Origin of the sequence: Microbacterium sp. CFH 31415 (assembly GCF_022538185.1) — a bacterium.
GTDB lineage: Bacteria > Actinomycetota > Actinomycetes > Actinomycetales > Microbacteriaceae > Microbacterium.
Window position 1 is genome coordinate 596,946 of record NZ_JAKYXC010000002.1, and the last position, 25,998, is coordinate 622,943.

The following is a 25,998-nucleotide window of genomic DNA, read 5'->3' on the forward strand; positions in this document are numbered from 1 at the left end:
GTCAGTCCTCCGTGCGTACGAGGGCGAGGGCGGTCACGGTGAGGGTGCCCTCCTCGAGGGTTCCGTCGATGGTGGCGAGCAGGCGGGGGCCGCGGCTGAGCGCGTCGATGAACGCCGCAGCCGACCGGGCGTCGGCCACCTGCACGGTGATCGTCACCGGGATCTGCTGCTGCGGTGAGACGGCGGGCTCGGTCGAGGTCTCGCCTGCGCCGGCGTCGGTCGCGGCGTCGGCGGTTTCGGTCGTCTCGCCCTCGACCGGGGCGGTTTCACCCGGGGCCGCGGCGGCTTCACCCTCGGCCGGGGCGGTGTCGGCCGGCGCCGTGCCGGCGTCGTCGCCCTCGAGGCCGGTTCGCGGCGCCCACGGCTCGGCGTCGGCGGCCACCACGCTCTCGATCGTGGCGCCGGTGGCCCGGGCTGAGTCCACGACGATCTGCATGACGTCATCGAGTTGACTGGATGCCGCGATCTGGCGCCGCAGTGCGGTGACGTCGCCGGTGAGGGACTCGATCTCGGCCTGGGCCGCGGTGAGCTGCGAGACCCGCACGTCGTACAGCTGATTCGTCTGTGCGACGTTCGCAGTGTCGGCGTCGATGGCGCGCGCCGAACTGTACATCGGCAGCACGACCATCGTCAGGCCGGCGACCAGCAGCGCGACCACCACGACGATGCCGAGCAGGTTGATCATCTGACGGGGGACGTTCACTCCGTCGCCTCCTCGTTGTAGGCACCGGTGTACACCGACTGATCGAACACGACGCGCAGCTCGTACTCGTACCCGCTCTCGGTCGCCTCGACCTCCCAGCCGTCGGCCTCGAGCACACCCGGCAGGGCTCGCACATTGCGGACGATCGGCACGACGAGCTGCGGAGCGGGGCTCGCGACGGTCACGGTGCCCGCGGCCCCGACCTCGATCGCGGGGTCGTCGCCCTGCAGCATCCCTCCCGGAGCGATGCTGAAGCCTGCGATCACCGAACCGCCGGGGAGCACCCCGCCGATGGCGTTGACGAGTCCGCCGTACCGCATGTCGGTCGCCATCGCGTCGCTGCGGAACGCCGTGAGCTCGGACTGCAGGTCGAGCTGCCCCTGCACGTCCGACAGGTCGGCCATCTGCGTCAGCAGGGTCTGCGTGCGGAGACTCTCGACCGCGAAGCGCTGGGCGGCGGTGAGCTGCAGCCAGAACGCGCCGGCGGTGGCGGCGGCGACGACGAGGATCACAGCGACCAGCGCCAGGATCCAGCGTCGCAGCAGGCGAGCGCTCTGCCGCCGCGCCGTCTCGGACGGCGGGATGAGGTTGACGAAGGGCGTCCCGCCGACGACCATCGCCGTCGTCTTCGCGATCGACATCAGCGCCCCTCGATCAGGGCGAGGCCGACGGTGGTGAGCAGATCAAGCCCCACGGTGCCCTGGGGCGCCTCGGTCTTCATCGCGATGATCTCGGCTGCGCCGGCGTAGGCGACCGGCAGCGGCAGGCTGGCCGCGAGCGATTCTCCGACCTCGGGAGCGGATGCGCCGGCACCGGTGAGGATGACGCGGCTCACCGGCACATCGTTGGTGCGACCCGCGTAGAACGCGAGCGTGCTGCGCATGCGGCCGACGAGGTCGGACAGCGCGGCCTCGGTCATTCCGGCTACGCGCTCGCCGCGCGACGACGAGTACCGACGACGACGCGGGGCGCCCGATCCTGCGCCGACACCCACGAGCTCCTCGACCGGCGCCTCGGTCTCTTCGGCTGCGGGGGCCGCGGCGGCCTCGCGCTCGCGTACGGCATCGGTGAGGATCTCGAGCGGCAGGATGCGCACGAACCGGGGCACGCCGTCGCGCACGATGACGACGTAGCTGGTGTGGTCGCCGAGGTGCAGTGCTGCGACCGACTCCCCGGGTGCCGCGAGGCGACTCACCCCGCGGGCGAGCCCGAACGGTGCGAGGTCGACGGTATCCACCGTGAGCTTGGCCTTTCCGACGGCCGTCACGAGCTGCTCGACCGTCTCGGCGACCGCAGCGACGAGCAGTCCGGTGATCTGGTCGCCCTCCTGCGAGGACGCGTAGAAATCGAGCACGGCCTGGTCGGCGGGCACGGGCAGGAGGTCCTGCACCTGGAACGGGAGCGCCTGACGCAGCAGGTCCGGCCGCAGCGCCTGCGTCGTGTATTCGCGCACGAGGATGCGGCGGCTGCCGATGCCGAGCACCACGCGCCGATGCGAGAACCGCCCGCGGGTCCACAGTTGGCGAAGCGCGAGCGCCACAGCATCCGGATCAAGCACTTCCGAGTCCCTTGCCGCCCCGACGGGAAGCGGCACGGCGCCGTACGCGACGAGGGCCGGGGTGCGACCGGCCGTCACCTCGGCGGCGCGCACGCCCTCCTCGGTTATCTCGAGACCGATGACCGTCTTCGACATGCCCCGCTCCTCTCTTGTTCCGCGCAATCGCTCAGGCGATCGCGAACAGCCCCAGGTACCAGCCGGCGAGGGTCTCGCCGAAAAGGATGCCGATCCACGCGCCGGCGAGCATGAACGGCCCGAACGGGATGGCGGTCTTGCGTCCGGCGCGCCGCATCAGGATGAGTGCGACACCGAACACGCCTCCGACCAGGAAGGCGGCGAAAGCACCGACGGCCAGCGCTCCCCAGCCGAGCCACGCCAGGTACGCGCCGACCACTCCGGCGAGCTTGACATCGCCGCCACCCATGCCGCCCGGACGCACCACGCGCAGCACGAAGTAGAAGAGGTACAGCGCGGCCGCGCCGATCGCGGCGCGCAGCAGCGCCGCCCAGTCCGCGCCGAGCAGGCAGGCGAGCGCGAAGAGCACGGTCACCACGAGATAGCTCGGCAGCACGATGCTGTTCGGAAGGCGGTGGGTATCGATGTCGATGAGTCCGAGCGCGATCGTGATCGCCGCGAAGTAGAGGTAGGCGATGGTCACGACCACCGACGCTGCCGTCGGCAGGGCGCTCTGGGCGAGGAAGAGCCACGAGATCGCGGCGAAGGCGAGACCCGTCGCGAGCTCGACAAGCGGGTAACGCGGCGAGATGGTCGCCCCGCACGATGCGCAGCGGCCGCGCAGTGCGACCCACGACACGACGGGCACGTTCTGCCACGGCCGCACAGGAGCGTCGCACGCCGGGCAGCGGCTCTCGCGGGTGAGCGGAATGCCGGCGGGCACGCGGTAGATGACGACGTTGAGGAACGAGCCGATCACCAGCCCAAGGAGACCGGCGAAGACGAGCGCGAATGCGAAGAGCGCGGGGCTCATGAGATCACCTGCGGCGGGATGTCGCGCTGCGAGACGAGCGCGCCGAGCGTGCCCGACCCACTGCCGCCAGCGCCGCCCGAGGACATGCCGGGCACGCCGATCGGGTCGGCCGTGAAGGTGAGGCCGCCACCGTAGTTCCATCCGCCGCCGTAGAACGCGCCGTTCCACGCATCGTCAATGCCGCCGGCGCCGCCGCCGACGTCGATCTTGCACGGCGTGTACGCCATCGCCGTGACGCTCGTGTCGGTGACGGTGCCGTTGATGTAGATCGGGCCATAGCCTGAGCCGCACGTCGGCTTGCTGTCGCCAGGGGTCACGTCTTCGGTGATGAACCACACCTTCGGCTTCGACGGCAGTCCGGATGCCGCCTTCACCTTGAGAGTGGTGAGGTCCATGCCCTTGGCGAGGATCACGAGGTTGGTGCGAATGGCGAGATTCGGGTTCGAGCCGTTGTTGGACGAGAGCGTCGAGCACGCGCGAGCGTCGAGGATCGTCGCTCCGGTGTACGAAGGCAAGGTCGTCCAGCCGGTTCCGGGAGAGCTGTTGAAGTACGAGCACGTGCCCGGTCCGGTTCCGGAGTTCACGAGCGTCACGACGCTGAAGCCCGGCCAGTCGGACGCCTTGTACTTGTACTCGAACCACGGCGGCAGCGTCGGCGAGGTCGGGCCCGACACGGACGGCGGCCTCGAGATGCCGCCAGCGGCGACCCCGCTGTTCATCGTCAGCGTACGAGCGGCGGGGAGCGTGAGCGTTCCGTCGATGCGCACGTTCCCCAGGCCGACGTTGCCGGTCGTCGTGACTGACTTCCCGACTCGCTTGTTGCCCCACCCGAAGTCCAGCGCACCGTTGGCGTGCAGGTTGCCGAGGATGGTCCCCTCGACTCTTCCGGTGCCGGTTCCGGACGTCGACACGTCGCCCTCGAAGATATCGCCGGCGCAGCAGACGTTGAGGACTCCGGTGGCGCGTACGTTTCCCTTGATCGTGCAGCCGCCGCTCGTCTTGATGTCGCCGCCGACCGTGAAGTTCGCCGGAATGAAGCTCTGGCACGTGAACGTCGCCTGGGGCACGATGATGTCGAGCAGCCGTCCCATTCCGGCGGTTTTCACCTCTTCGGTGAATTTCACCTCGGCGGTGCCGAAGAACACCATGTCGCCGGCGCCGGCGGGCGTCTCGGTGTAGGCGTAGATCGCCTGAGTCGTCGTCATGCCCGAACCCGCCGTGCCCGTCGCGGTGATCGTGGCGATGCCTGCACCGCACGCGACCTTGTAGCTGTACGTCGGGGACGCGGCATCCGCTGCATCGACCTTCACGTCCTTGAGCACGCCGGGGCACGCGAGGGTCCCGCGGCGAAGCGCCGTCACCGCGTCGGCGAGACCGGCGTCGGCGGCCGAACGCGACTGCGCCGTGCTGCGGCTGTCGGAGAGCACGGAAGTCGTATTGGTGACGATCGCCGCGAGGGCGAGCCCGCCGATGCTGAGCACCAGCATGATGACGAGCACCGAGACGAGCGACGATCCGCGATCGCCGAGGGCGACGCGGCGTGCGGAGAGCTTCACCAGCATGTGAGCGTGTCCGTCCCTACGATCGCCGCCTGCGCGGTCACCCCGTTCGACACGACGACGGTGGCGTCGCCGCGCGTGATCTCCAAGCCGTACGAGAGCGTCTGCCCGTTGCGTGAGAACGCGTCGGTGAGCCCGTCGCCATCGGCATCGACCGGCACGAACTTGGGCTTGCCGCTCGCGTCGTTGCCGTCGCGGCGAGACAGCGACGGGTGCGCACCGTCGCCGCTCGCCGCGTCGCCGTTCACGAGTACGGTCCACGTGCTCGTGTTCGAGGTGGAGATGGGACCGGATGCTGCGACCCGGTACCGCACATCTCCACCGGTCGTCACGACCCATGCCCGGCACTCCCGACCGCCCCCCGGGGTCGAGACCTTCGCGATCAGCGCACGGTTGGCAGAAGTGATCGTGAAAGCCGTGGCATTGCGCAACGACGTCTGGATGGAATTGCTGACCACAACGGACTGACCGGTCGCGGAATCGCGATCGGTCGTCTGCGCCTGCGCACGGAGTCCGTTTACGAACATGAGGGCCAGCAGTCCTAGGAAGAGAGAGGTGACGACGATGTAGATGATCAGCTCGACGAGCGTGACGCCGTCGTCGTCTGCGTTCACGGTGCCGACACCGAGACGCGTGTCGGAATCCGCACGAGGGCCGTTCCGGGGGCGTCTGAGTCTTCGACCGCGACCGTCACGAGCACGATGCCGGGGTAGGCGGCCGGGCATGTGCCGATCGTGAGGTCGGCCTGCAGCCCGGTTCCGGCCGTGTCGAGGACGTCGGTCGCGGCACGGGCCCTGAGGGTCGCGCAGCTGGTAGGCGTCGACGGGTCGTTCGGGAACGAGGCCTTGATGGGGGCGAGCTGCGCGTTGGCGAACGTGGTCGCCGCGACGAGGTCGCGGTTGACCACGCTCGTGTTGGTGGCTCCGATGATGAGCGGCAGCACCGCGAGCGCGAGCACCATGAGCAGGAACATCGCGATGATCACCTCGACGATGCTGAAGCCCTCGGAGTCACGCATCTGCTCCCCCTCCACGCGGATGTACGCCGGGGCCGGCCAGGCATTACCGGCCCCGGCGAGTCTGAGGGGCTTAGCAGCCGGGGCCGGAGGTCTGGGTCGTCTGCCCGGTCTTCGCCGCCTGGACGCAGAAGCCGTCCAGCGTGCCGTCGCTCGCGGTGCTCCAGCCCACGGTGATCCCGTCGCCACTGAAGTTCGTGAAGTCCACGTCCGCCGCAGCGGTGCCCTGTGCGAGCGCGGAAGCCGCCTGAGTGGCGCCATTCGCTGCGGCGGTCTTGAGCGCGTTCTCCTCCGCCTCGGCCTGGATGTTGAGGAAAATCGGAATCGCGACTGCGGCGAGGACGCCGAGGATCACGACGACGACGATGAGCTCGATGAGCGAGAAGCCGGCTTCGCCGTTCTCCTCACGGCGTGCCTTCTCTGACTGGATGTAGTTGCTGATGAACGTGCGCATGGCGACCGCTTTCTTGATCTGTGGATACACATATCCCTGATCAGACCGCGTTTTCGCCCAGTCGGCCAGTCGATTCAGAGGCAAACTTCTGGATCCATGCATCTGCATGTCTCCGTCCCCGCCGATTACATTAGAGACTTCTCATACGGAATCAAAGTCGGTTTTCCCCAAGATTGGGCAAGCAGTTTCCTGAGGGTTTGCTGAGGAAGGTTCATCGCGGCTCCCCCGCCATAGGATGGCGACGGGGAAAAGGGGAATGCCATGAGAGGACTCGCCCAGACGCTCGTACTCACTGGCGCGGTGCGCGCAGCGGACATGTCGGCGGCCATGGCTGAGGTGGGCGAGGGTCCCGAACTGCCCCAGCTGCTCGTGAGGTCGAAACTCGTTACCGAGAGCCAGCTGGCCGAGGCGATCGCGCTGCAGACGGGGCATCGCTTCATCGACCTCGCGAACCTGCCGCTCGATCCCAATATCGTCGCGCTCGTCCCGGGCAATCTCTGCCGCAAGTACCAGCTGATCCCGGTCGACAAGACCGCCGAGCGACTGACCGTCGGCATCCTCGACCCCACCGACATCGTCGCCCTCGACGATGTCGCGAGCGTGACCGACCTCTTCGTCGAGCCGGTCGTCGTCGCGCAGGACGCGCTGGCGCAGATGTTCGAGCGATTCCTCCGCTCCGACGAAGAGCTCAGCGAGCTGTCGATGACAATCGAGGAGTCCGCCGAGACCAATCAGGCGGCGTTCACCGAGTCGCTCGAGGAACAGGACACCGACGCGCCCGTCGTCCGGTTCGTCAACCTGCTCATCGCCCAGGCGATCAACGACCGTGCGAGCGACATCCACGTCGAGCCCGGCGAGAAGCAGCTGACCGTACGGTTCCGCATCGACGGCGTGCTGCACGAGATGCAGAAAGCCGATCGCGCCATTCAGGACGGCATCATCTCGCGCCTCAAGATCATGTCGGCGATCGACATCGCCGAGAAGCGCAAGCCTCAGGACGGCCGTCTCTCGGTCACCCACGAAGGCCGTTCGGTCGACCTCCGCGTCGCGACGCTGCCCACCGTGTGGGGCGAGAAGATCGTCATGCGCATCCTCGACAACAGCGGTCAGACGATGACCATGCGCGATCTGCTCTTCTCCGGGGTCAATGACCGCCGGTTCCGCGAGGCGATCATGAAGCCGCACGGGATGATCCTCGTGACGGGCCCGACGGGCTCGGGCAAGTCGACGACGCTGTACACGGCCCTGCGTGCGGTGGCGAACCCGCGCATCAACGTCATCACCGTCGAAGACCCGGTGGAGTACCGCATCGCCGGCATCAATCAGGTGCAGGTCAACAATCGCGCCGGTCTGACCTTCTCGTCGGCGCTGCGGTCGATCCTGCGAAGTGACCCCGACGTGGTGCTCGTGGGTGAGATCCGCGACAACGAGACCGCGACGATCTCGATCGAGGCGGCCCTTACTGGTCACCTCGTACTCTCGACGCTGCACACGAACGATGCCCCGTCGGCGCTCACCCGCCTCACCGAGATCGGGTGCGAGCCGTTCCTCGTCGCTACCGCCCTGTCGGCGGTGGTGGCCCAGCGCCTCGCTCGCCGCCTCTGCATGAAGTGCCGCGAGCCCATGGTGGAGCCCACCGAGGTACTGTCGTCGCTCGGCTTCCCGCACGACCCGCGCGATGTGCCGCAGCTCTACAGGGCCGTGGGCTGCCCCGCGTGCTCGAACACCGGCTACCGCGGACGCGTGGCTCTCCACGAGGTGATGACGCTCAGCGACGAGATCGAGTCACTCGTCGTGACCCGGTCGACGGGTAGCGACATCCGCCAGGTCGCTCTGCAGCAGGGCATGGTCTCGCTCCGTGAGGACGGCTGGTCGAAGGTCACCCAGGGACTCACAACGATCGAAGAGGTCCTGCGCGTCTCTGTGTGACGAAGTCACATCGTCCCCTGTGCCCAACGGTGAGTCCGCCCGGAGGAGCTCGCTTCGCGTGCCGCCTCAGCCGTCGAGCACGTCGAGCCGAACGAGCACCGGGCCGCCGTCGACCAAGCCCTCGGCATCCCGAACCGCCTTCTTCAGCGGCAGCACGTACGAGCCGCTCTGCGACGACGGGAAGATCGAGGTCGACCATTCCGACCCGCCCACCCGCGCCCGCACCCGCACCGACCCGAAACCGCGGTAGGGCCGCGGGATCTCGCGGATGTCTTCGCTCAGCTCGGGCGGCACGGCCGTGAAGAACCAGGCGGAGTCGTCGCGGGCGTCCCACCGGAACATCTCGCCCTCGAACTCGATGATCATGCTCCGAGGCTACTCACCGCCGACGTCGGCCGAGCCGGAAGCCGGTCCGCCGATGCCCGCGAAGTAGAGCCAGACGATGGGAACGATCGAACCGACCGCGACCATCGACAGGAACGGCAGCACGAGCTGCGGCAGGAACGAGCACGGGAACGCCAGCACGAGCGCCGTCGTGACGAAGCCTGGGGCCGCGACCATCGTGCACCAGGCGCCCGACCCCATGATCAGCCAGCCGATCGCCGCGACCAGCGCCAGTCCCAACGCGCCGATCAGCAGCACCATCGCGTCGTTGACCACGCACACCTGCGGCTGCATCTCGACCGGGCGCAGCCGGTAGATGCCCCACCACAGCAGCAGCAGCGCGCCGAGCACGCCGACGACCCAGATCAGCGCGAAGAGCACCCGCCCCCATAGTCGCGGGTGCTCTCTACCCGAACGCCGCGACCCCGCCATGGCGATCGACGAGCCGCTGCAGGCAGTTCGACCAGCCCTCGATGTGGTTGTCGCGCTCGTCGGCCGACACGAACCCGGAGTGACGCACGATCACGCGGGTCGAGGCATCCGCGGCTCTCTCGAGCGTGAGCTCGGCGTCGGTCGCGTGGTCCTCACCCTCCCACCGCCACTCCAGCCGCAGTCGCGAGGGCGGTTCGACGGCGAGCACGCGGCCCAGCACCGCGAGGCCGGCGACCTGCGAGCGCACCTCCCACCGCCCGAGTTCGGTGGGCTCGACGACGACCTCGGCCTCGAGGCGCGGCGGCCAGTACCACTCGGCCAGCCGCGAGGCATCCGTCAGATCGCTCCAGACCTCTTCGACGGATGCCGCCACGAGTGCGCTCTCGGTCATCTCGAACATGCCCGTCACCGTAGCGCAGGGCACCGACGCCGCGGCAGTGCTACTTCTTGAAGCTCACGTCGAAGGTGTGAGTCGTGCCGTCGCTCAGCGTCAGCACGAACTGGCCGGTCTTCTTCGCCCACGCCTTGTCGGTCTTCCAGACGTAGGTGTAGCGGTCGGCGCTCGCGTCGTAGCTGAGCCCGCTGCGTCCGGCGGTCACGGCGTCGAGCAGTTCGCCGGCCGGGTTGGCGTCCGTGCCTTCGATCACGAACTTCGCCGACGTCACGACCTCGAGTCCCTGGTCGCCGCCGAGCGAGAACGACACGGGGATCGCCTGACCCGCCTTGGCGACGTTCGGCTCCGCCATCGACACCGGGGCGAAGAACCCTTCGAAGTCGAAGGTGTCGGGGAAGCCCAGGGCGAAGGGCGAGAAGCTCGTCGTGCTGCCGCACACCCTGCCCGGCTCACGGGTCGTCGTGATGTTGAACCACCGGCCCTGCACGCTGTCGTAATGGTGGAGCCACGGCGGATCGCCGGGCAGATTCGCCGTGCTGTAGGTGAAGCACACCTCTACCGGCTCCGTGAAGGTCGCCGTCGTCGAGATGTGGAAGTAGAGCGGAATGTCGCCCCCCGCGAGCTGGAAGCCGTCGGGCGCCGGACCGGTGCCGGTGACGGTCACGGTCGTCGTTCCGCCCGACGCGGTGGCGGGGTAGGTGATGCTCGCCGAAGTGGATCCGAGTGGGATGTCGGCCGTGTCCGCTCCCGGCTGGGTCTCTGCCGACTCTGCGTTCGGCGGCTCGGTCACCAGGAAGTCGCCATAGCTGCCCGCCGGCCAGTAGCGCTCGGCCGAGTCGCCGATGACGAGCTGATAGGCGCCGAAGGGCAGCGATGCCGGCAGCGTGAAGTCCGCGGTGAGGCTGCCGTCTGCCGCGACGATGTCGGTGCCGACGTGCGTCGCGTTCACGGGCAGACCCCCGCCGAGCAGGAAGAAGTAGAAGTAATCCAGGTCGGGCGCGATCCACAGCTCGAGCTGTTCCCCGGCAGTGAGGCCGGACGCGGTCGCCGTCGCCGACAGTCCCGGGAAGAGGTCAGGCGACCCGCCGCCCCCATCGACCGTGGCACGCTCGCCGATGAGAGCGGAGATGTCATCGACGACGAGATTCTCGAGGTTCGCGCCGACGAACCGGCCCGGCACGACGAACGAATCGAGGGTCGTGACGAGAGGAGTCGCGCCGTCGAGAGGTGGCTCGCTCAACTCGAAGATGCGCAGGGTGTGGCCGGTCCACATCGGCAAGGCCATCGACCACACGTTGCCCTGACCTTCGTCGGTCGAGAACGACTCGCCGGGATCGAGGCTGAGCCAGAAGGTGTCGATGAAGCCGCCGACCGCTTCGTCGGAGACACCCCACGTGTCGAGCTCCCAGAGCGGATCGACCACGCCCTGCACGGTCAGGTCCATCCCCAGACCGAAGTGCTTCGTCTCGCCGGAGTCGTTGACGAAATCGGCGCGGATCAGCGGAAGCGGCTCCTGCAGTTCGGCTCCGCCGAAGGGCGACGTCGTCGACGACATCGCCGTCTGCCAGGTCACCGTGACCTCGTTGACCGACTTCGGATATCCGGCTACGGTCGACCATTCGAGCGGCGGATCTTCGGCCATCGCCGGAACCGCGGTCAGCCCGGCGGTCAGCAGCGCGGCGGCCAGAACGACCGCCGAGGCCGTGCGCGCGCGGGTACGTGAAACGGCCATATCGGCCCCCTTGCGTTCGGCGCTTCCCCAGCGCTCCGAGCGGCGACCCCAGGTCGCTTGGCGCACATGATCCACCCGCGAGATGCGCGTGTCAAGGGTGTCCGCGCTCAGGCCCGGGCACGGAGCGCCGAGGGCGCTTTCGCACCAGCATCGACACCGGGGCGATGGGTCAGCGTCCGAACTCAGGCGTCCATTCGTCGGTGTCGGGCGTCCACTCGTCGGTGACGCCGGCCGCGGCATCCGCTCTGCTCCTGCTCTCTTGACGGCGGCGCCACGACGCGCCTTCGGGCCAGCTCGCGGCGAAGGTGGTCGCGACCTTGAAGATGCGGCGCGAGAGTCCGCCCACCGTCTGCAGCGGGCGCGCCGAGACCGGCATGAGCAGCTGCGGGTCGTAGCGCACGCCGTCGGTGGGACGCAGCCGGATAGAGAGGTCGAGATCGTCGTGGATCGCGCCGTTGTCGCGATCGACGCGATCCCGCACGCGCTCCCAGACGGTCGAGCGCATCGCGAAGTTCGAGCCGAACACGAGCGGCACACCCAACCACTTGCGCACCCAGTAGTGCCCGCCGCCGATGTACCACCTCTCGCCGAGGTAGTTCGTGAGCGGACTTCCGCCGTAGAACTCCGCTCCGCCGGTGAGCACGCCGAGCCCCGGATCCGCCACGAACGCGCGAACGAGCCGGGCGATCCAGTCGGGATGCGGCCGAGAGTCGGCGTCGAGCCGGGCGATGATGTCGGCGTCGGCCATTGCTTCGTCGTAGCCGCGTGCCGCGGCCGGCCACACCCCTACCCGCGCCTCCTCGACCAGGAGCGCGCCGTGTCGCCGCGCGACGTCGGCTGAGTCATCCGTGCTGCCGTTGTCGACGACGATCACGCGGTCGGCCGGATGGGTCTGCTCTTCGAGCGCGGTCAGGCAGGGATCGAGGAAACCGGCATCGTTCCGGCACGGTATGACGACCGTGACACGTGGGACGAGAGACACACGCACACCCTACTCTCGCCGGGAGAGGGGCCCGAGTTCGGCGCGGAGGTTCTCGACAAATGCTTGCGCCACCCCGCATAGATTAGTATATTTGTTCTTGTCGGAGTGCCCAATCGCCGAAGAAGCGAACCGATAGCGGCAGGTTGTCAATCGCGCGCAGGTGAAAGGCACTCTGATCTTCGAATCTATGGACGATCCCATCGGCGGTCTCGCCGACGGGTTGGCCATGGTGGCGGATGCCTGGCCCATCGATCCGCGCGGCTTCCACGTCGATGTCGACACTCTCGGCCACGCCGAACTGGTGTCCCTCAACAACACGATCGGCGCGCTGCGCCGACGCGTCGAGGCTGTCCACGCGCGGGTGGCGTCCGAGATCGCACGGCAGTCACGCCCGGAACTCGGCTCCGAGGGGCTCGCCAAGAAGAACGGCTACCGCAGCCCCGCCGTGCTCATCGCCGCGACCACCGGCACCACGATCGGCGACGCCGCACGACTCGTCGCCGTCGGCGACGCCACCGCTCCCCGTCGCACCTTCAGCGGAGCGGATGCCCCGGCCCGCCACCCTCATGTCGCCGAGGCCCTCTCTGACGGGCGCATCGGCATGCCCGCAGCGTCGGTCATCATCTCGATGCTCGACCGGGTGGCGCTGCGCGCCGGTCTCGAGGAGCGCGACCAGGCCGAGCGGATGCTGTGCGCGCAGGCCGAGGGGCTCGCGCTCGACCAGGTAGGCAAGGTCGTTGCACGCGCCGAAGCATGGCTCGACCCCGACGGCCTCGAGCCGCAGGAGCACCAGTTCCGCGGCGAGCGCAGCCTGCTGATGTTCGAACGCGGCGGCATGGTGCACCTCACCGCCAAGCTCGACCCCGAGTCAGCTGCGCCGGTGAAGGCCGCGATCGAGGCCATCGTGACGGCGGAGTTCCGCAGCGAGCGCGCGGGCGCCGGGGGCGCCGGCACGGACGAGGCGAATGAGGATGGTGCGCGCGGTGCCGGTGGGCACGGCGTCGGCGATCACGGCTCCGGTACAGGAGCGGCCCCGGTCGTGTCATCCGCCGATGCCCATATGCCACGTCGCACACTCCCCCAGCGCCAGGCCGATGCCCTCGTGCTCCTCGCGGCGCATCTGCTGGGCTGCGACTCCGCCGATCACCCGATCGAGGGTGCGACGGTCATCGTCCGCGTCGCTCTCGCCGACCTCCGCGATGGCACGGGCAGCGCGACCATCGACGGAATCGATCGCCCCGTGTCGATCGCCACGGCTCGGCGCCTGGCGGCGTCGGGCGGCGTGATCCCGTGGGTTCTCGGAGCCCGCGGCGAGATCCTCGACTGGGGACGCCGCAGGCGCCTTTTCACCCCGACCCAGCGGCTGGCTCTGGCTGAGCGCGATGGCGGCTGCGCGATGTGCGGTCTGCCGCCGGGCATGACCAAGGCTCATCACATCCGATGGTGGGCTCGGGATGCCGGACCCACCGACCTCGACAACGGCATCCTGCTCTGCGAGACCTGCCACCATCGAATCCACGACAACGGGTGGGAGATCCGGATCGAAGGTCGCGGCGTCGACGGCCGGGTGTGGTTCATCCCGCCGCCGCATGTCAATCCCGGCCGGGTTCCGAGACTCGGGGGCAAGGCGCGATTCGGGTGGGCGGCGTGATCGGCGGGCCAGGCGCGACTGTCCTTGCCGGGGGCTACCCTGACCCCATGGATGCGGCCGGCACCACGCCTGGCCTGCGCATCGTCCCCGCCAACGAAGTCTCGTGGGACGACCTGCAGGCGATCCTCACCGGCGCCGCCGGGCACTGCCAGTGCCAGCGGCAGCGACTCGGCGACCATGACTGGTGGTACATGCCCGTCAGCGAGCGCGCCGCGATCCTGCGCGAAGAGACGCACTGCGGCGACCCACGGGCGACGGAGACCGTCGGCATCGTCGCCTACCAGGGCGATGAGCCCGTCGCCTGGTGTGCGGTCGACCGCCGCGCGGTGTACGGCCGGCTGCGCGGCTCGCCCGTGCCATGGAAGGGTCGCGCCCAAGACAAGGACGACGAGACCGTCTGGGCGATCGCGTGCATGATCGTGCGCAAGGGCCATCGCGGCGAAGGACTCACCTACCCGCTCGTCGCTGCGGCCGTCGAGTTCGCGCGCGAACGCGGCGCATCGGCGATCGAGGGCTATCCACTCGTGACGGGCGGGGCGCAGGTGATCTGGGACGAGCTGAACGTCGGACCCGTAGGCCCGTTCCTGGCCGCAGGATTCCGCGAGGTCGCGCACCCCACCAAGCGCAGAGTCGTCATGCGAATGGACTTCTGACCTTTCACCCGAGGCGGGTGACGCACCGCCGCAACGGCAAGGAGAACGATGTAGTCGCCAGAGATCGCACCCTCGCCGATCTCACCGTTCCGAAGGGATCGACATCATGTCCAACACGCAGCGCACCGGATGGGCGGGCTGGGCAGTCTTCGCCGGCATCCTCATGATCATCGCCGGAGCCCTCGCGGCGCTCAACGGCCTGAACGCCGTTCTGTCGCCCGTCGAGAAGTGGGCGGTGTCCTCCGAAGCGGGCACCTTCCTGTTCGACGTCGAGATCTGGGGATGGTGGCACCTCATCCTCGGCATCGTGATCCTCATCGTGGGCATCTTCGTGCTCCGTGGAGCCACCTGGGCGCGGGTGATCGCGGTCATCCTCGTCGCCCTCAACGCCATCAGCCAGCTCGCATTCTTCAGCGTGCAGCCCTGGTGGGCACTCATCGTGATCGCGCTCGACGTGATCATCATCTACGCCCTGACCGTGCACGGCCGGGAGCTCCAGGAGGGCTGATCTCAGCCTCCCCTCGAACATGGAGGGCGCCGCACCCGGCCAGGGTGCGGCGCCCTTCTCTTGTCACCGCGACCGCGATCTGCGTCCGAGCCGGGCAAGCGTTCGCTGAGGAAGTCGCCCTTGAAACCGCTCCCAGAGTTTGGTTACTGTCCTGTAAGTAGGCGGCATACCTGCCGCGCGACATCCCTCGACGAAGAGAGACATTCGCATGACCACCCACACGCACCACCGCCGGAGAACACGGATCGCGGCCGTCGTCACGGGCGCGACCCTCGTCGCCGGAGCCCTCATGGCAGCCCCGGCCTCAGCCGCACCGCCGCGTGCGGTCGACCCGTTCAACCCCGACTTCGGGCCGAACGTGACCGTGTACAGCCCCGACATCCCCGTCGACCAGATCGAAGGCGAGCTCGACGCGCTTGCCGATCAGCAGCGCGACGCCGAGATGGGCTCGGTGCGCCGCGCGGTCTACTTCCTGCCGGGCCAGTACGGCACGGCCGACAACCCGCTGCAGTTCGACGTCGGCTACTACACCGAGGTCGCCGGGCTCGGTGCCTCCCCCACCGACGTCGACATCAACGGCTCGATCGAGGTCTACAACCGCTGCCTCACAGCCGACAACTGCATCGCGCTCGTCAACTTCTGGCGGACGATCTCGAACCTCTCGCTGCAGGTGAACAGCCTCGGTGACGACGGATGCCGCGCCAGCGCGAACTTCTGGGCGGTGTCGCAGGCGGTGTCGATGCGCCGACTCGACATCTCCGGCGCCAACCTGTCGCTCATGGACTACTGCACCGCGGGCCCGCAGTACGCGAGCGGCGGGTTCATCGCCGACTCCCGCCTGCCGTTCGTCGTGAGCGGCTCGCAGCAGCAGTGGCTCACACGCAACAGCGAGGTCGCCGGCTGGTCGAACGGCGTCTGGAACCAGGTCTTCTCCGGCGTCGTGGGCGCCCCGGAGGACGCCGGCTTCCCCAACCCGCCGTACACGACCATCGACGAGACACCGCTCAGCCGCGAGAAGCCGTACCTCTACGTCGACGACGAGGGTCGCTACAACGTGCGCGTGCCCGAGGCGCAGACCGACACCCGCGGGGTGAGCTGGGCCGACGGCATGACGGCGGGGCGCAGCATCCCGATCACCGACTTCTTCATCGCGAAGCCCGGTGACTCGGTGAAGGACATCAACAACGCGCTCGCTCGCGGCCGGCACCTGCTCCTCACACCCGGCGTCTACGACATCGCCCAGACGATCGACGTCAAGCGCGCCGACACGGTGGTGCTCGGCCTCGGCCACGCGACGCTCACGGCTGTGGGCGGTGCGGTTCCGCTGGAGGTGAAGGATGCCGCGGGCATCGTCGTCGCCGGAGTCACCATCGACGCCGGCGCCGAGCTCTCGCCGGTACTGCTCCGCGTCGGCAAGGCGAAGGGCGGCAAGCCGCTGGGCGCCGCGAACCCGATCACGCTGAGCGACGTGTACTTCCGCGTCGGCGGCCCGCACGTCGGCAAGACGACGACCGCGCTCGAGGTGAACTCCGACAATGTGCTCATCGACCACACCTGGGTGTGGCGCGGCGATCACGGCATCGAGGGCTTCGACCCGACCGACGGCGTCAACGGCGACAACGAGCGCTGGGCCACCAACATCGGCACGAACGGCGTCATCGTCAACGGCGACAACGTGACGGCGACGGGCCTGTTCGTCGAGCACTTCCAGAAGTACAACACTCTCTGGAAGGGCGAGAGCGGCCGCGTGATCCTGTACCAGAACGAGTTGCCGTACGACCCGCCCACCCAGGCGGACTGGACGCAGCCGGACGGCACGCTCGGCTACCCGGGCTACGTCGTCGACGCGAAGGTCAAGCACCACCGCCTCGACGGAGCGGGCGTGTACGTCTTCAACCAGAACAACCCGTCGATCATCACGGCGAACGGGTTCTCGGTGCCGGAGACGCCCGGCGTGCAGCTTCACCACATCATGACGGTGAACCTCAGCGCCGGCACGATCCAGCACGTCGTGGACGGCGTCGGCGGACAGGCAGACAACACCAACACCGGCGTGCCGCAGTACCTCGTGGACTACCCCGCGCCGTAGCAGGATCGGATGCCCCGGCCCCGGCTCCCCCCGCGGGGCCGGGGCATCCGTATGTCCGGTCGCCGATCCGCGCGCCGGTACTCCGGCACGTTCGCCATCAGGAAGAACCGACCATCTCCATCGCCTCGCTCGATGGACCTACCAGAGCGGGTGGATGGCCTCGCGGAGGTCGCGGTCGTAGACCTCGCGCACGAGCCGATCGAACGCTTCCACATCGAACCCGCCCTCAAGCAGCGCTGCCGCCTCGGCGTTCGATGTCGCCTGGCGCACGTTGCGCGCACCGGGGATCACGCTCGTCACTCCCGGACGCGAGGCGATCCACGCCAGGGTGGCCGCCGGGAGCGAGACGCCCTCGGGCAGCGACACGGCCAGCTCGGCTGCGGCATCCACTCCCACCTGATAGTCGACGCCCGAGAACGTCTCGCCGCGATCGAACGCCTCGCCGTGACGGTTGTAGGTGCGGTGGTCGTTCTCGGCGAAGGTCGTCGACGCGGTGTACTTGCCCGACAGCAGGCCCGACGCGAGGGGCACGCGCGCGAAGATCGCGACGCCGGCCGTCTCGGCCGCGGGCAGCACCTCGTCGAGTGGTTTGAGGCGGAACGGGTTGAAGATGATCTGCACGTTGGTCACATTCGGCCGCGCGATCGCGGCCAGCGCTTGCGCGCACGTCTCGACCGAGACGCCGTAGGCCGCAATGGTGCCGTCGGCCACCAGGGCGTCGAGTGCCTCGTACGTCTCATCGTCCTCGATGACGGCCGACGGCGGGCAGTGCAGCTGCACCAGGTCGAGCGTGTCGACGCCGAGGTTGCGGCGCGACCGGTCGGTCCACGCACGGAAGTTGTCGGGCGTGTAGTTCCCGGGCTCCTGTGCGAGCCGCCGGCCCATCTTCGTCGCGACTGTGATGTCGGTGCGCCCTGCGAGGAAGCGCCCGATGATCGACTCGCTCCGCCCGTCGCCGTACACGTCGGCGGTGTCGAAGAGGGTGACGCCGTGATCAGCGGATGCCGCGAGCACAGCCGTCGCGTCCTCCTCGCTGACCGCGCCCCAGTCGGCGCCGAGCTGCCACGTGCCGAGGCCGATCGCCGAGACCTGACGCGCGGTGCGGCCGAGCGGGCGCTGCTTCATGGGGGATCCTTCCGATGACGGCCTCCTCGGACGAGGCACCGCGATCCAGCATGCCAGGTTGCCGGAGGGTCAGGGGTTGATGATGACCGCAGTGCCGTGCGGCAGCTCCGCGAGCCGGGCGATCGCGTCGGGATCGAGCCTGATGCACCCGTTCGAGATCGGCCCGGAGCGCTCGTCGTGGTAGTGGAAGGCCGTGACGGCGGCATCCGCTCCCCCGAATCCGTCGAGGGTCGGCGACTGCACTCCGAGGTAGATGATCGGATGCCCGCGCGTGTACCAGAGCTCCGGTACGACGCGGGTCGTCATGATGAACGTGCGGCCGAGCGGCGTCGGCGTGATGTCGGTGCCCCAGCCGAAGTCGGCCGCGATGCGCTCGCGCACGCCGTCGCGCACGATGTCGACGGTGCGTGCGGCGATGCTCACCTCGACCACGGCGTCGGCCGCGCCGAACTCGACGTCCTGTGCCCGCAGCCAGCCGCTCACCTGGGCGGCGTCTCCCTTCGACGGCACCGCCTGCCGCCCGGTGAGCAGCACCTTGACCCAGTGGTCCTGCCGCTCGACGACCGGCAGCGTCGTGCCGTCGTACGGGAACTCGCGCGGCACGTAGGCCACCGGCTCCCCAGTGGGATCGGCCCAGACCGGCGCGCCGGTCCCGAGGGCGAGCGCGGTCTCGCCGGTGGCCTGCGTGAACGGATCGTCGTCGAGCGGAAGCTGCGGGATCACGGCGAACACGTTCACCTGCGGCAGTTCCGTCACGTCGTACCGTGCCGTGTTCGCGGGGAATCCCGTCGGCGTCGGGGTGGGCGTCGGGGTCGGTGCGGGCGTCACCGTCGGAGTCGACGTCGGAGACGGCGCCGCCGCAGACGGCGCTTCCGGGGTCGCCAGCAGCGCGGCCGTGACGACTCCCGCGGCCACGAGCACGATCGCCGCCAGCAGCAGCCACCCGATGCGCCGGCGGCGCGTGCGGGCGGTCGGCCCGGCGGGCTCACCCGGGCCGGCGCCCCGTGGTGCGGCATCCCCCATGCCTCCATGGTCGGTGCGGGTGACGTATGCCGCAACCCGAGCGCTACGGCGGTGTCGCCGGCTCCTCCGGCCGGCGCTGGCCGGTCGTCGCAGTGCCCCGCAGGACCGCGACGACCGCGTCCGCCCCGACCAGGACGACGAGGGTCACAACGTAGACGAGAAGATCACGGCCATCGAAGACCGTGCCGAACACGAGCATCGTCGGAGGGAAGATCGCGCCGAGATGCATCGGAATGCCGGTCAGCTGGAACAGCTCGATCGCGATGCACCACGCCGCGGCGAGCGCGCCGACGGAGAGGGGCGCGAGGCGCGGGGCGACGATCACGACCGCGAGGTAGGCCGCGCCGGCATAGAGCGAGTCGCCCGCGATGTCGGTCATCGCCGTGTCGGGCAGCAGCGCATGGACAGCGAGGCCGGCGCCGACGACGCCGGCGAGGAGCGCAGCCGCAATGACGCGGCGGCCCGGGCGGCGAGGGGCGGAGGCATCCATCCGGTCGATTCTTCCCTATCGCGCGCTCCGACCGCGATGCACGAGTCGGCGTCGCAACTGCGGAAGGGAGGACTGCGGGAGCGGCGCGCGGCGCCGCGTGGAGAGGGCGAACCCGCGGTCAGTGCTGTCTGGTCAGACGTCCGGCCGCTTCGAGAATGAGGTCCGCGATCTCGCGCGGGTGGGTGACGAGCGAGAGGTGACCACTGGCGAGCTCGATCTGCGTGGCGTTCATCCGCTTCGCCAGGAAGCGCTCGAGGTCGGGATCGGTCGTGCGGTCCCCGCGCGAGATGGCGTACCAGCACGGCTTCGTCCGCCACGCCGCCTCCGTGGTGCGCGACGCGAACAGCGTGCCCGAGATCCGCCCCTGCACGGCGTACAGCACCTTGGCCTGACCGGGATCGACGCCGTTGGCGAAGTCGCTCAGGAACGCCTCCTCGCTCAGCTGCGCGAAGCCGTCCGGAGAGTGGACGAGCCCGGCGCTGGCGGGCGCCGGCGGGAACGTGGCGGCGAGGGCGCCGTAGTCTTCGCCCGCTTCCGGTGCTCGGGCCGCGACGTAGACGAGTGCCGAAACGCGCGGATGCCCGCCCGTCTGGCTGATCACCGTGCCGGCCCACGAGTGTCCGACGAGCACGGTCGGGCCGCCCTGCAGATCGAGCGCACGGGTCGTGGCTGCCGCGTCGTCGTCGAGCGAGGTGAGCGGGTTCTGCACCGCGGTCACCGACATGCCCGCCTGTTGCAGGAGCGCGATCACGCCCGCCCAGGAGGAGCCGTCGGCGTACGCGCCGTGCACCAGCACGACGTTGTCGGCCGTCGAGGCGGGCGGGAGTCCCCCGCCGGTCGTGCTCTCGGTCACGGGGTCCTCCTTGGCGAGGGGTCGATGGCGAACAACCTAGCGGGCCGATACGTCCCGGGGAAAGACCCGGTGAACCGCGGAAACCGAGAGGCCGCGCCGAAGACCCCCAATCCCCGCCGCACGATGAGACCCCAGTCCGACTTCGCCGGGAGTGGCTCCTCGACATCGGTCTCAACCATCCTCGTGGGTGCGAGCGACGTAGGGAGCGAGGAATCCCTGAGACAAACCGGGGGTCGGCACGATAAAGTTGTGCGGCCCAACAAATACGCTGGAGACGACGATGACGACCAACCAGCTGACCTTCGACAACCCCGTCGAGCGCCATTCCCACATCAAGCCGTTCGCATCCTGGCAGCCGCTGCCCGGCCTCGATGCGAAGCTCGAGCCGAAGGCCGACCACGGCGAGACGAGCTACCGCGGCACCGGCCGCCTGCCCGGCCGCAGGGCCCTCATCACGGGCGGCGACTCGGGCATCGGGGCCGCCGTCGCGATAGCGTTCGCGCGAGAGGGCGCGGATGTCGCGCTCTCGTACCTGCCCGAGGAACAGGTCGATGCCGAGGCGATCGCCGAGATCGTGCGCGCCGAGGGCCGCACATGCGTGCTGCTGCCGGGCGACATCCGCGACCGCGGCTGGTGCCGCGACCTCGTCGCGCAGTCGGTCGAGGCACTCGGCGGACTCGACATCCTCGTGAACAACGCGGCGCACCAGGTGTACCACCAGACGTTCGACGAACTCGACGAGGCGGATCTCGACCGCACCATCACGACCAACATCTACGCAATGTTCTGGATCACGCGCGAGGCGCTCCCCCACCTGCCCGCGGGCGCGACCATCATCAACTCGACCTCGGTGCAGGGCTACAACCCGTCGCCCATGATCATCAACTACGCCTCGACGAAGTTCGCGATCATCGGCTTCACGAAGGCGCTCGCGCACGACCTGGCGCCGCGCGGCATCCGGGTGAACGCGGTCGCGCCGGGACCGGTGTGGACTCCCCTGCAGGTGAGCGACGGGCAGCCCGCCGAGAAGCTCGACGGATTCGGCGAGTCGTCGTGGCTGGGTCGCATGAGCCAGCCGGTGGAGCAGGCGCCCGCATACGTGTTCCTCGCCTCGCCCGAGTCGAGCTTCGTGGTGGGCGAGGTGATCAACGTCAACGGCGGCGCGAACGTGCCCTGATCTCCGGGCAGCGCACGCTGACGAGCGGAGGTTCGCCCGATCACGCGCTGGAGATCCGCTATCGGAGCGGGCTCGCCTTGGCCAAGGGTCTGGTGACAGCAGCGACCCGGGCCGCGGAGTCTACCCCGCTCCACATTCCCCTCGTCCCGGTCGATTCCGCATCGCCCTGCTCCACCATGCGAAGACGCCAGCCGACCGTCAGCGAGACCGGAAACGACTGACTTGCTTTCTGATCTGATCCGGTCCGGTCGGGATGACAGGAATTGAACCTGCGACCCCTTGACCCCCAGGCCGGTCAGGTAGTTCCAATCTCTCTGAGAGGCCCGGTTCTCTCTCGGTCTCCGCCGGATATCTCTTGCTGTTGCCGATGTTTTTCCAGGGCTTCTGTGACGCGACTGTGACTAGTCGGTTTCGCTCCCCGTCTCGGGGTGTAGCCCGTACTCCGTGCTACAAACGGAGGTTAGTTAGCGCAGGTCGTCCTCGGTGATCAGACCGAGTTCGATGCACCGCCGTTGCTGGCGAGCCCGCGTCGTCGCCCGGTTGTAGTTCAGGATCATCGAGACGACGAACGCCACAATGCCGATAACGATCACCAGGCCGAAGTTCTGGTTGAGCCCGGCCACGATCGCGATGATGAACGCGATCACCCACACGATGAACCGCCAGATGCCGAGCGCGTTGAACCGGCGCCAGAGCATCTGGAACTCCGGGTCAATCCGTAGGATGGCGTTGGCTTGCGCCTGCCTCAGCGGGTCCATCAGAGGGTGATGTAGGAGCCATACGCGGTGGCGTACAGCGTGCCGGTGTAGGAGTCGGGCACCTGGTAGATCACCGTGGCCACGCCCGTCTGACCCTCGTACAGGTCGTTCAGGTCGTAGGTCTGGTTCCAGCCGTCGGGCAGGACCACCATGCTGGAGTTCTCGGCGATGAGGGTGCCGTCCTCCTGCGCGAGGGTCCAGTCGTACAGGAGCATCGACGCGCTGGCGGGCTCAGTCTTGTTCGCGCCGGTGATGGTGTAGTCGACAGCCACGTAGTGGTAGCCCTCCTGCGCCGGGTCGTTGAACTGGTTGGCCTGCGCGATCACAGCGTCGGCGTCGGCGGACTTGATGGCCACCGACACCTCGGCGAGGGTATTGTCCTCGTCGCCCTGGAAGATCGATGCCACGTAGCCCTTCGGGTGCGGGTTTTCCAGCGATCCGGCCTCGGGGGCGGCGGGCTCCTCGGCGGGCTCCTCTTCGGCGGGCTCCTCCTCGACCGAGTTGCCCACGTCGGTCTTGGTGTCGTCGATCGCGTCATTGACGGCACCGGCGGCGAGGGCGATAAACACGGCGACGCCGACGATGGTGCCGACCACCGAGACGATGATCGCGGTCAGACCCTGCCACTTCGGCTTGTCCTTCATGAACAGGGCGACGATGCCGAGGATGAAGCCGATCGGCAGGAGAATCCAGCCGATGATGAGGGCACCGGGGATGCAGGCGAAGATGAAGCCGACGGCCGAGATGGCCAGGGCGACGATGCCCAGAACATTGCGGGGCTTCTCTTCGGGTGCGGGAGAAAGTGGGGCGGCAGGCACGGAGTCGGTCGCCGTGGCGATGCCTCCGACAGGACGCACGTGGTCGGTCCACGCGGTCCCGTCCCAGTAACGTTCCTGGCCTTCAACGCCTGCGGGGAACCATCCTGCGGGTGCGGATGTAGGGGTCGAATCGGTCAAAGCTGTTCCCTCCCACGGAAAAGGCCACGTCCAGCGACGTGACCCCAGTACACGAGTGCTCACCAAGCAAGGAGCGAGCTAGCGAGAGTTTATGAGAACGCCCTCATCAAACCCGCGACTTTGGCTCAGTTTTCAGCCAGGCCCCGATCGGAGTGAGCGGAAAGGCCCCACGGTTCCCCGCAATCAGGCACCTCTAACCGGGATTTGAGTCAATAGAGGTGGAGGAGGTGATCGAGATGACGACGCTGAATCCCTACGCACTCGAGGAGGCTCGGGCCGCGGACGGCATCGACGTGTGCGACCCGCGCCCCGCGGCTGAGCAGACCGCGGACCAGCCATTGCCGCCGATCATCGAGGGCGGCAACCCGGCGATTCACCTGGCGCACGGCGTCTGCCAGCGGGACGTCCCGTCGTGGTGCGGCATCGCGCTCGATCAGCATTACCAGCGCACCGCTCGCGCGTGCGAGGCGGCGGGCACTCCGATCGAACCCAACACATTCGTCGAGGGTTAGCGGCGGGCCGGCAACGCCGCACGACCCAGCCGCACCCATCTGGTCGACGCAGTCTCAGGCAGACGTGTGATTGCCTGAAAACGACAAAGACCCGGAACCCGCGACTTCCGCGTGATTCCGGGCCTTTTCCGGTCGGGATGACAGGATTTGAACCTGCGACCCCTTGACCCCCAGTCAAGTGCGCTACCAAGCTGCGCCACATCCCGATGCCCGAGCCGGAGCGCGGACAACTCCCCTATGCTACCCGCTCCGCGCACCGGTCGCGAACCAGCCACCGATCCGGGCGCGTCGTCTCGCGCATCCCTCCAGCCGGTGTCCGTGTCGAGGAGTACCGTCGCCGCATGGCACAGATCACGATCGAGCCCGCCACGCCCGCACGCTTCGACGATGCCCAGCACGCCCTCACCGGTGGAGGCGACGGGCGCCACTGCCAATGCCAGTGGTGGACGATCACCAACGCGCAGTTCAACGCCCTGTCCACCGACGAGCGGCGAGAGCTGCTGCGCGATGAGATCGAGTCCGGGCCGCCACCGGCGCTCATCGCCTACGTCGACGGCGAGGCCGCAGGCTGGGTGAGGGTCGGACCACGCACCGCGCAGGTCCGACTCTCACGCACGAAGCGGTTCGCCGCATCCGAAGAGCCCTGGGACGACGAAACGGTGTGGGCGGTCACCTGCTTCGTCGTGCGCAAGGAGCAGCGGGGGGTCGGACTCAACGCCCGGCTGCTCGACGCCGCACTCGCGTTCGCCCGCGACGGCGGCGCCCGAGTCGTCGAGGCCTACCCCGTCGACCCTGCTCTCGGCCGCAAGAAGTCGTCCAACGACCTGTACCACGGCGTCGTGTCGACTTTCCTGTCGGCCGGATTCCGCGAGGTGGCCCGGCCATCGCCCGATCGGCCGATCATGGCACTCGATCTGAGCACCTGACCTGTCCATCCGGGTCGCGGCGTGACGGCCGCTCATACGTGGGACGATGGTCGTCGCCACGTTCAACGAGGAGGACCATGTCGCGGCTGCTGATCGGTTTCATCCCCTACGTGGCAATGTCGCTGGTGCATGTGGCCACCCTCGCCGCCGGCGCACATGACGCGGCCGACCCGACGAAGCTGATGCTCATGCCGTTCCTGGCCCTCGCGGTCGTCTGGGGCGCGGACCGGGCGTGGACGCGCGCACACGCACTTCTCGTGACCGCCATCGCGCTGTCGTGGCTGGGCGACGGCGCCGGGCCCCTCTTCGACTGGCTGCCGACCGTGCCGATGATGCTGCTATTCTTCGGCCTCGCCCACCTCTGCTACATCTGGCTGTTCTGGCGGGTGCTCCCGGTACGGCGCGTCCCGCTGTGGGCGCTCGGCTATGCGGTCTGGTATGTCGCGCTCCTCGCCGTGCTGTGGCCGAGCCTCGGCGCGCTCCTCGTGCCGGTTGCCGTCTACGGTCTCATCCTCGGGGCGACGGCGGTCGGCGCGGCGCGCTGCCACCCGCTCATCGCGTGGGGCGGCCTGTTCTTCCTGGCCTCCGACTCTGTGCTGGCGTTCCGCCTCTTCATGCCTGAAGTCCTGCCCGACTGGTCGAGCCCACTGGTGATGGCCACATACTGCCTCGGCCAGGGTCTGATCGCGGCCGGCGTGGTCGTTTCAGCGCGCCGCCTGCGCATACCTGTCGCAGGCGCCGCAGCGGTCGTCGAGAAAGAGCACGTATGACGGATGCCTCGGCTCGCGTCGACGCGTGGCTGTGGGCTGTGCGTGTATACAAGACGAGGTCTGCCGCGACCGCCGCATGCCGGGCGGGCCATGTGCGGGTCAACGGCGAGAAGGCGAAGGCCGCTCAACCCGTGCGGCCCGGCGACGAGCTGCGTGTGCGCATCAGCGGCTTCGACCGCATCCTGGTCGTGCGCCAGACCATCACCAAACGCGTGGGCGCCGCTCTCGCCACCGAAGCGGTCGAGGATCGCACGCCTCCTCCCCCGCCGCGCGAGATGACCGCGTTCGTGCCGGTGCGCGACCGGGGCGCGGGTCGCCCGACCAAGCGCGAGCGCCGCGACATCGACCGTCTCCGCGGCCGCGACTGACCGCCGCCG

29 protein-coding genes, 1 tRNA gene and 1 pseudogene are annotated in these 25,998 nt (G+C 68.8%); 10 read left to right on the forward strand and 21 right to left on the reverse strand.

Annotated elements, in window-relative coordinates; all coding sequences use genetic code 11:
- Position 1 precedes the first annotated feature (1 nt).
- The 8 genes from MK786_RS03765 to MK786_RS03800 all read right to left on the reverse strand — a co-directional run bounded on the left by MK786_RS03765 (position 2) and on the right by MK786_RS03800 (position 6,277).
- Positions 2 to 703: a hypothetical protein gene (locus MK786_RS03765; protein ID WP_241110882.1), complete on the reverse strand. Its 702-nt coding sequence runs from the start codon at positions 701 to 703 to the stop codon at positions 2 to 4.
- Positions 700 to 1,344 carry a hypothetical protein gene (locus MK786_RS03770; protein WP_241110883.1) on the reverse strand — a complete coding sequence of 215 codons (645 nt, stop codon included), beginning with the start codon at positions 1,342 to 1,344 and terminating at the stop codon, positions 700 to 702. Before MK786_RS03770 ends, MK786_RS03765 begins: the two co-directional genes overlap by 4 nt.
- Positions 1,344 to 2,396: a type IV pilus biogenesis protein PilM gene (gene pilM, locus MK786_RS03775; protein ID WP_241110884.1), complete on the reverse strand. Its 1,053-nt coding sequence runs from the start codon at positions 2,394 to 2,396 to the stop codon at positions 1,344 to 1,346. Before pilM ends, MK786_RS03770 begins: the two co-directional genes overlap by 1 nt.
- Positions 2,397 to 2,427: 31 nt before the next feature.
- Entirely contained in the window at positions 2,428 to 3,249 is an 822-nt protein-coding gene (locus MK786_RS03780; protein WP_241110885.1) for an A24 family peptidase, read from the reverse strand.
- Positions 3,246 to 4,805: a hypothetical protein gene (locus MK786_RS03785; RefSeq protein WP_241110886.1), complete on the reverse strand. Its 1,560-nt coding sequence runs from the start codon at positions 4,803 to 4,805 to the stop codon at positions 3,246 to 3,248. Before MK786_RS03785 ends, MK786_RS03780 begins: the two co-directional genes overlap by 4 nt.
- Positions 4,802 to 5,422, reverse strand: coding sequence for a hypothetical protein (locus tag MK786_RS03790; protein ID WP_241110887.1), 621 nt, complete (start codon positions 5,420 to 5,422; stop codon positions 4,802 to 4,804). Before MK786_RS03790 ends, MK786_RS03785 begins: the two co-directional genes overlap by 4 nt.
- The gene (locus MK786_RS03795) at positions 5,419 to 5,826 is read right to left on the reverse strand and encodes a prepilin-type N-terminal cleavage/methylation domain-containing protein (RefSeq protein ID WP_241110888.1); all 408 of its coding nucleotides are present in this window, start codon (positions 5,824 to 5,826) and stop codon (positions 5,419 to 5,421) included. The genes MK786_RS03790 and MK786_RS03795 overlap by 4 nt, the downstream gene beginning before the upstream one ends.
- Positions 5,827 to 5,896: 70 nt before the next feature.
- Positions 5,897 to 6,277 (reverse strand): prepilin-type N-terminal cleavage/methylation domain-containing protein, encoded by a 381-nt coding sequence (locus MK786_RS03800; protein WP_241110889.1) that lies wholly within the window; start codon positions 6,275 to 6,277, stop codon positions 5,897 to 5,899.
- A gap of 261 nt (positions 6,278 to 6,538) precedes the next feature.
- Here MK786_RS03800 and MK786_RS03805 point away from each other — a divergent pair, with 261 nt between their 5' ends.
- A complete protein-coding gene (locus tag MK786_RS03805) occupies positions 6,539 to 8,206 on the forward strand; it encodes a GspE/PulE family protein (protein WP_241110890.1) in 1,668 nt (555 codons plus the stop codon).
- Between the two features lie 66 nt (positions 8,207 to 8,272).
- Here the strand turns inward: MK786_RS03805 and MK786_RS03810 are convergent, their stop codons facing one another.
- The 5 genes from MK786_RS03810 to MK786_RS03830 form a co-directional block, all read right to left on the reverse strand.
- Positions 8,273 to 8,572 carry a DUF1905 domain-containing protein gene (locus tag MK786_RS03810; RefSeq protein ID WP_241110891.1) on the reverse strand — a complete coding sequence of 100 codons (300 nt, stop codon included), beginning with the start codon at positions 8,570 to 8,572 and terminating at the stop codon, positions 8,273 to 8,275.
- A 9-nt stretch (positions 8,573 to 8,581) separates the two neighbouring features.
- Complete coding sequence (locus tag MK786_RS03815; RefSeq protein WP_241110892.1) at positions 8,582 to 8,971, reverse strand: hypothetical protein; 390 nt, start codon at positions 8,969 to 8,971, stop codon at positions 8,582 to 8,584.
- Between the two features lie 25 nt (positions 8,972 to 8,996).
- Positions 8,997 to 9,422, reverse strand: a complete 426-nt coding sequence (locus MK786_RS03820) for an SRPBCC domain-containing protein (RefSeq protein WP_241110893.1) — start codon at positions 9,420 to 9,422, stop codon at positions 8,997 to 8,999.
- A gap of 40 nt (positions 9,423 to 9,462) precedes the next feature.
- Complete coding sequence (locus MK786_RS03825; protein WP_241110894.1) at positions 9,463 to 11,148, reverse strand: PxKF domain-containing protein; 1,686 nt, start codon at positions 11,146 to 11,148, stop codon at positions 9,463 to 9,465.
- A gap of 169 nt (positions 11,149 to 11,317) precedes the next feature.
- Positions 11,318 to 12,130: a glycosyltransferase family 2 protein gene (locus MK786_RS03830; RefSeq protein ID WP_241110895.1), complete on the reverse strand. Its 813-nt coding sequence runs from the start codon at positions 12,128 to 12,130 to the stop codon at positions 11,318 to 11,320.
- A gap of 187 nt (positions 12,131 to 12,317) precedes the next feature.
- Between MK786_RS03830 and MK786_RS03835 the strand changes: the two genes are divergently transcribed.
- The 4 genes from MK786_RS03835 (at position 12,318) to MK786_RS03850 (ending at position 17,031) form a co-directional block, all read left to right on the forward strand.
- On the forward strand, positions 12,318 to 13,781 hold the full coding sequence (locus tag MK786_RS03835; protein WP_241110896.1) for an HNH endonuclease signature motif containing protein: 1,464 nt from the start codon (positions 12,318 to 12,320) through the stop codon (positions 13,779 to 13,781).
- A 47-nt stretch (positions 13,782 to 13,828) separates the two neighbouring features.
- A complete protein-coding gene (locus MK786_RS03840; RefSeq protein WP_241110897.1) occupies positions 13,829 to 14,434 on the forward strand; it encodes a GNAT family N-acetyltransferase in 606 nt (201 codons plus the stop codon).
- Positions 14,435 to 14,540: 106 nt separating this feature from the next.
- Positions 14,541 to 14,942, forward strand: coding sequence for a hypothetical protein (locus tag MK786_RS03845; protein ID WP_241110898.1), 402 nt, complete (start codon positions 14,541 to 14,543; stop codon positions 14,940 to 14,942).
- A 208-nt stretch (positions 14,943 to 15,150) separates the two neighbouring features.
- Positions 15,151 to 17,031: an adenylyl cyclase gene (locus MK786_RS03850; protein ID WP_241110899.1), complete on the forward strand. Its 1,881-nt coding sequence runs from the start codon at positions 15,151 to 15,153 to the stop codon at positions 17,029 to 17,031.
- A 138-nt stretch (positions 17,032 to 17,169) separates the two neighbouring features.
- Here MK786_RS03850 and MK786_RS03855 read toward each other — a convergent pair whose 3' ends face one another.
- The 4 genes from MK786_RS03855 to MK786_RS03870 form a co-directional block, all read right to left on the reverse strand.
- Positions 17,170 to 18,156 carry an aldo/keto reductase gene (locus tag MK786_RS03855; RefSeq protein WP_241110900.1) on the reverse strand — a complete coding sequence of 329 codons (987 nt, stop codon included), beginning with the start codon at positions 18,154 to 18,156 and terminating at the stop codon, positions 17,170 to 17,172.
- 69 nt (positions 18,157 to 18,225) lie between these two features.
- Positions 18,226 to 19,179, reverse strand: coding sequence for a L,D-transpeptidase (locus MK786_RS03860; protein ID WP_241110901.1), 954 nt, complete (start codon positions 19,177 to 19,179; stop codon positions 18,226 to 18,228).
- A gap of 43 nt (positions 19,180 to 19,222) precedes the next feature.
- Positions 19,223 to 19,669, reverse strand: a complete 447-nt coding sequence (locus MK786_RS03865) for a DUF2809 domain-containing protein (protein ID WP_241110902.1) — start codon at positions 19,667 to 19,669, stop codon at positions 19,223 to 19,225.
- Positions 19,670 to 19,787: 118 nt separating this feature from the next.
- Positions 19,788 to 20,522, reverse strand: coding sequence for an alpha/beta fold hydrolase (locus MK786_RS03870; RefSeq protein WP_241110903.1), 735 nt, complete (start codon positions 20,520 to 20,522; stop codon positions 19,788 to 19,790).
- Positions 20,523 to 20,802: 280 nt separating this feature from the next.
- On the opposite strand from MK786_RS03870, the gene MK786_RS03875 reads away from it, so the two are divergent.
- Complete coding sequence (locus MK786_RS03875) at positions 20,803 to 21,699, forward strand: SDR family oxidoreductase (RefSeq protein ID WP_241110904.1); 897 nt, start codon at positions 20,803 to 20,805, stop codon at positions 21,697 to 21,699.
- A 464-nt stretch (positions 21,700 to 22,163) separates the two neighbouring features.
- On the opposite strand, the gene MK786_RS03880 is transcribed toward MK786_RS03875, so the two are convergent.
- The 3 genes and pseudogenes from MK786_RS03880 to MK786_RS16515 all read right to left on the reverse strand — a co-directional run.
- A complete protein-coding gene (locus tag MK786_RS03880; protein ID WP_241110905.1) occupies positions 22,164 to 22,457 on the reverse strand; it encodes a hypothetical protein in 294 nt (97 codons plus the stop codon).
- Complete coding sequence (locus MK786_RS03885; protein ID WP_374200415.1) at positions 22,457 to 23,314, reverse strand: DUF308 domain-containing protein; 858 nt, start codon at positions 23,312 to 23,314, stop codon at positions 22,457 to 22,459. The genes MK786_RS03880 and MK786_RS03885 overlap by 1 nt, the downstream gene beginning before the upstream one ends.
- A 24-nt stretch (positions 23,315 to 23,338) precedes the next feature.
- Positions 23,339 to 23,476, reverse strand: a pseudogene (locus MK786_RS16515) (hypothetical protein); the annotation flags it as partial.
- Positions 23,477 to 23,649: 173 nt separating this feature from the next.
- On the opposite strand from MK786_RS16515, the gene MK786_RS03890 reads away from it, so the two are divergent.
- A complete protein-coding gene (locus MK786_RS03890) occupies positions 23,650 to 23,925 on the forward strand; it encodes a hypothetical protein (RefSeq protein WP_241110907.1) in 276 nt (91 codons plus the stop codon).
- Positions 23,926 to 24,057: 132 nt separating this feature from the next.
- Here the strand turns inward: MK786_RS03890 and MK786_RS03895 are convergent.
- Positions 24,058 to 24,131: transfer RNA gene (locus MK786_RS03895), tRNA-Pro, on the reverse strand.
- Positions 24,132 to 24,266: 135 nt separating this feature from the next.
- Here MK786_RS03895 and MK786_RS03900 point away from each other — a divergent pair.
- The 3 genes from MK786_RS03900 (at position 24,267) to MK786_RS03910 (ending at position 25,989) form a co-directional block, all read left to right on the forward strand.
- A complete protein-coding gene (locus MK786_RS03900; RefSeq protein WP_241110908.1) occupies positions 24,267 to 24,851 on the forward strand; it encodes a GNAT family N-acetyltransferase in 585 nt (194 codons plus the stop codon).
- A gap of 77 nt (positions 24,852 to 24,928) precedes the next feature.
- Positions 24,929 to 25,621 carry a lysoplasmalogenase gene (locus MK786_RS03905; RefSeq protein WP_241110909.1) on the forward strand — a complete coding sequence of 231 codons (693 nt, stop codon included), beginning with the start codon at positions 24,929 to 24,931 and terminating at the stop codon, positions 25,619 to 25,621.
- Entirely contained in the window at positions 25,618 to 25,989 is a 372-nt protein-coding gene (locus MK786_RS03910) for an RNA-binding S4 domain-containing protein (RefSeq protein WP_241110910.1), read from the forward strand. Before MK786_RS03905 ends, MK786_RS03910 begins: the two co-directional genes overlap by 4 nt.
- Positions 25,990 to 25,998 lie beyond the last annotated feature (9 nt).

Excerpts from the sequence above, each read along its gene's own strand:
- pilM (WP_241110884.1), bottom strand. The coding sequence starts at position 2,396 with ATGTCGAAGACGGTCATCGGTCTCGAGATAACCGAGGAGGGCGTGCGC.
- MK786_RS03900 (WP_241110908.1), top strand. The coding sequence starts at position 24,267 with ATGGCACAGATCACGATCGAGCCCGCCACGCCCGCACGCTTCGACGAT.
- MK786_RS03780 (WP_241110885.1), bottom strand. The coding sequence starts at position 3,249 with ATGAGCCCCGCGCTCTTCGCATTCGCGCTCGTCTTCGCCGGTCTCCTT.
- MK786_RS03905 (WP_241110909.1), top strand. The coding sequence starts at position 24,929 with ATGTCGCGGCTGCTGATCGGTTTCATCCCCTACGTGGCAATGTCGCTG.
- MK786_RS03850 (WP_241110899.1), top strand. The coding sequence starts at position 15,151 with ATGACCACCCACACGCACCACCGCCGGAGAACACGGATCGCGGCCGTC.
- MK786_RS03865 (WP_241110902.1), bottom strand. The coding sequence starts at position 19,669 with ATGGATGCCTCCGCCCCTCGCCGCCCGGGCCGCCGCGTCATTGCGGCT.
- MK786_RS03805 (WP_241110890.1), top strand. The coding sequence starts at position 6,539 with ATGAGAGGACTCGCCCAGACGCTCGTACTCACTGGCGCGGTGCGCGCA.
- MK786_RS03835 (WP_241110896.1), top strand. The coding sequence starts at position 12,318 with ATGGACGATCCCATCGGCGGTCTCGCCGACGGGTTGGCCATGGTGGCG.
- MK786_RS03825 (WP_241110894.1), bottom strand. The coding sequence starts at position 11,148 with ATGGCCGTTTCACGTACCCGCGCGCGCACGGCCTCGGCGGTCGTTCTG.
- MK786_RS03845 (WP_241110898.1), top strand. The coding sequence starts at position 14,541 with ATGTCCAACACGCAGCGCACCGGATGGGCGGGCTGGGCAGTCTTCGCC.
- MK786_RS03840 (WP_241110897.1), top strand. The coding sequence starts at position 13,829 with ATGGATGCGGCCGGCACCACGCCTGGCCTGCGCATCGTCCCCGCCAAC.
- MK786_RS03820 (WP_241110893.1), bottom strand. The coding sequence starts at position 9,422 with ATGTTCGAGATGACCGAGAGCGCACTCGTGGCGGCATCCGTCGAAGAG.
- MK786_RS03880 (WP_241110905.1), bottom strand. The coding sequence starts at position 22,457 with ATGGACCCGCTGAGGCAGGCGCAAGCCAACGCCATCCTACGGATTGAC.
- MK786_RS03875 (WP_241110904.1), top strand. The coding sequence starts at position 20,803 with ATGACGACCAACCAGCTGACCTTCGACAACCCCGTCGAGCGCCATTCC.
- MK786_RS03810 (WP_241110891.1), bottom strand. The coding sequence starts at position 8,572 with ATGATCATCGAGTTCGAGGGCGAGATGTTCCGGTGGGACGCCCGCGAC.
- MK786_RS03910 (WP_241110910.1), top strand. The coding sequence starts at position 25,618 with ATGACGGATGCCTCGGCTCGCGTCGACGCGTGGCTGTGGGCTGTGCGT.
- MK786_RS03855 (WP_241110900.1), bottom strand. The coding sequence starts at position 18,156 with ATGAAGCAGCGCCCGCTCGGCCGCACCGCGCGTCAGGTCTCGGCGATC.
- MK786_RS03860 (WP_241110901.1), bottom strand. The coding sequence starts at position 19,179 with ATGGGGGATGCCGCACCACGGGGCGCCGGCCCGGGTGAGCCCGCCGGG.
- MK786_RS03770 (WP_241110883.1), bottom strand. The coding sequence starts at position 1,344 with ATGTCGATCGCGAAGACGACGGCGATGGTCGTCGGCGGGACGCCCTTC.
- MK786_RS03795 (WP_241110888.1), bottom strand. The coding sequence starts at position 5,826 with ATGCGTGACTCCGAGGGCTTCAGCATCGTCGAGGTGATCATCGCGATG.
- MK786_RS03890 (WP_241110907.1), top strand. The coding sequence starts at position 23,650 with ATGACGACGCTGAATCCCTACGCACTCGAGGAGGCTCGGGCCGCGGAC.
- MK786_RS03800 (WP_241110889.1), bottom strand. The coding sequence starts at position 6,277 with ATGCGCACGTTCATCAGCAACTACATCCAGTCAGAGAAGGCACGCCGT.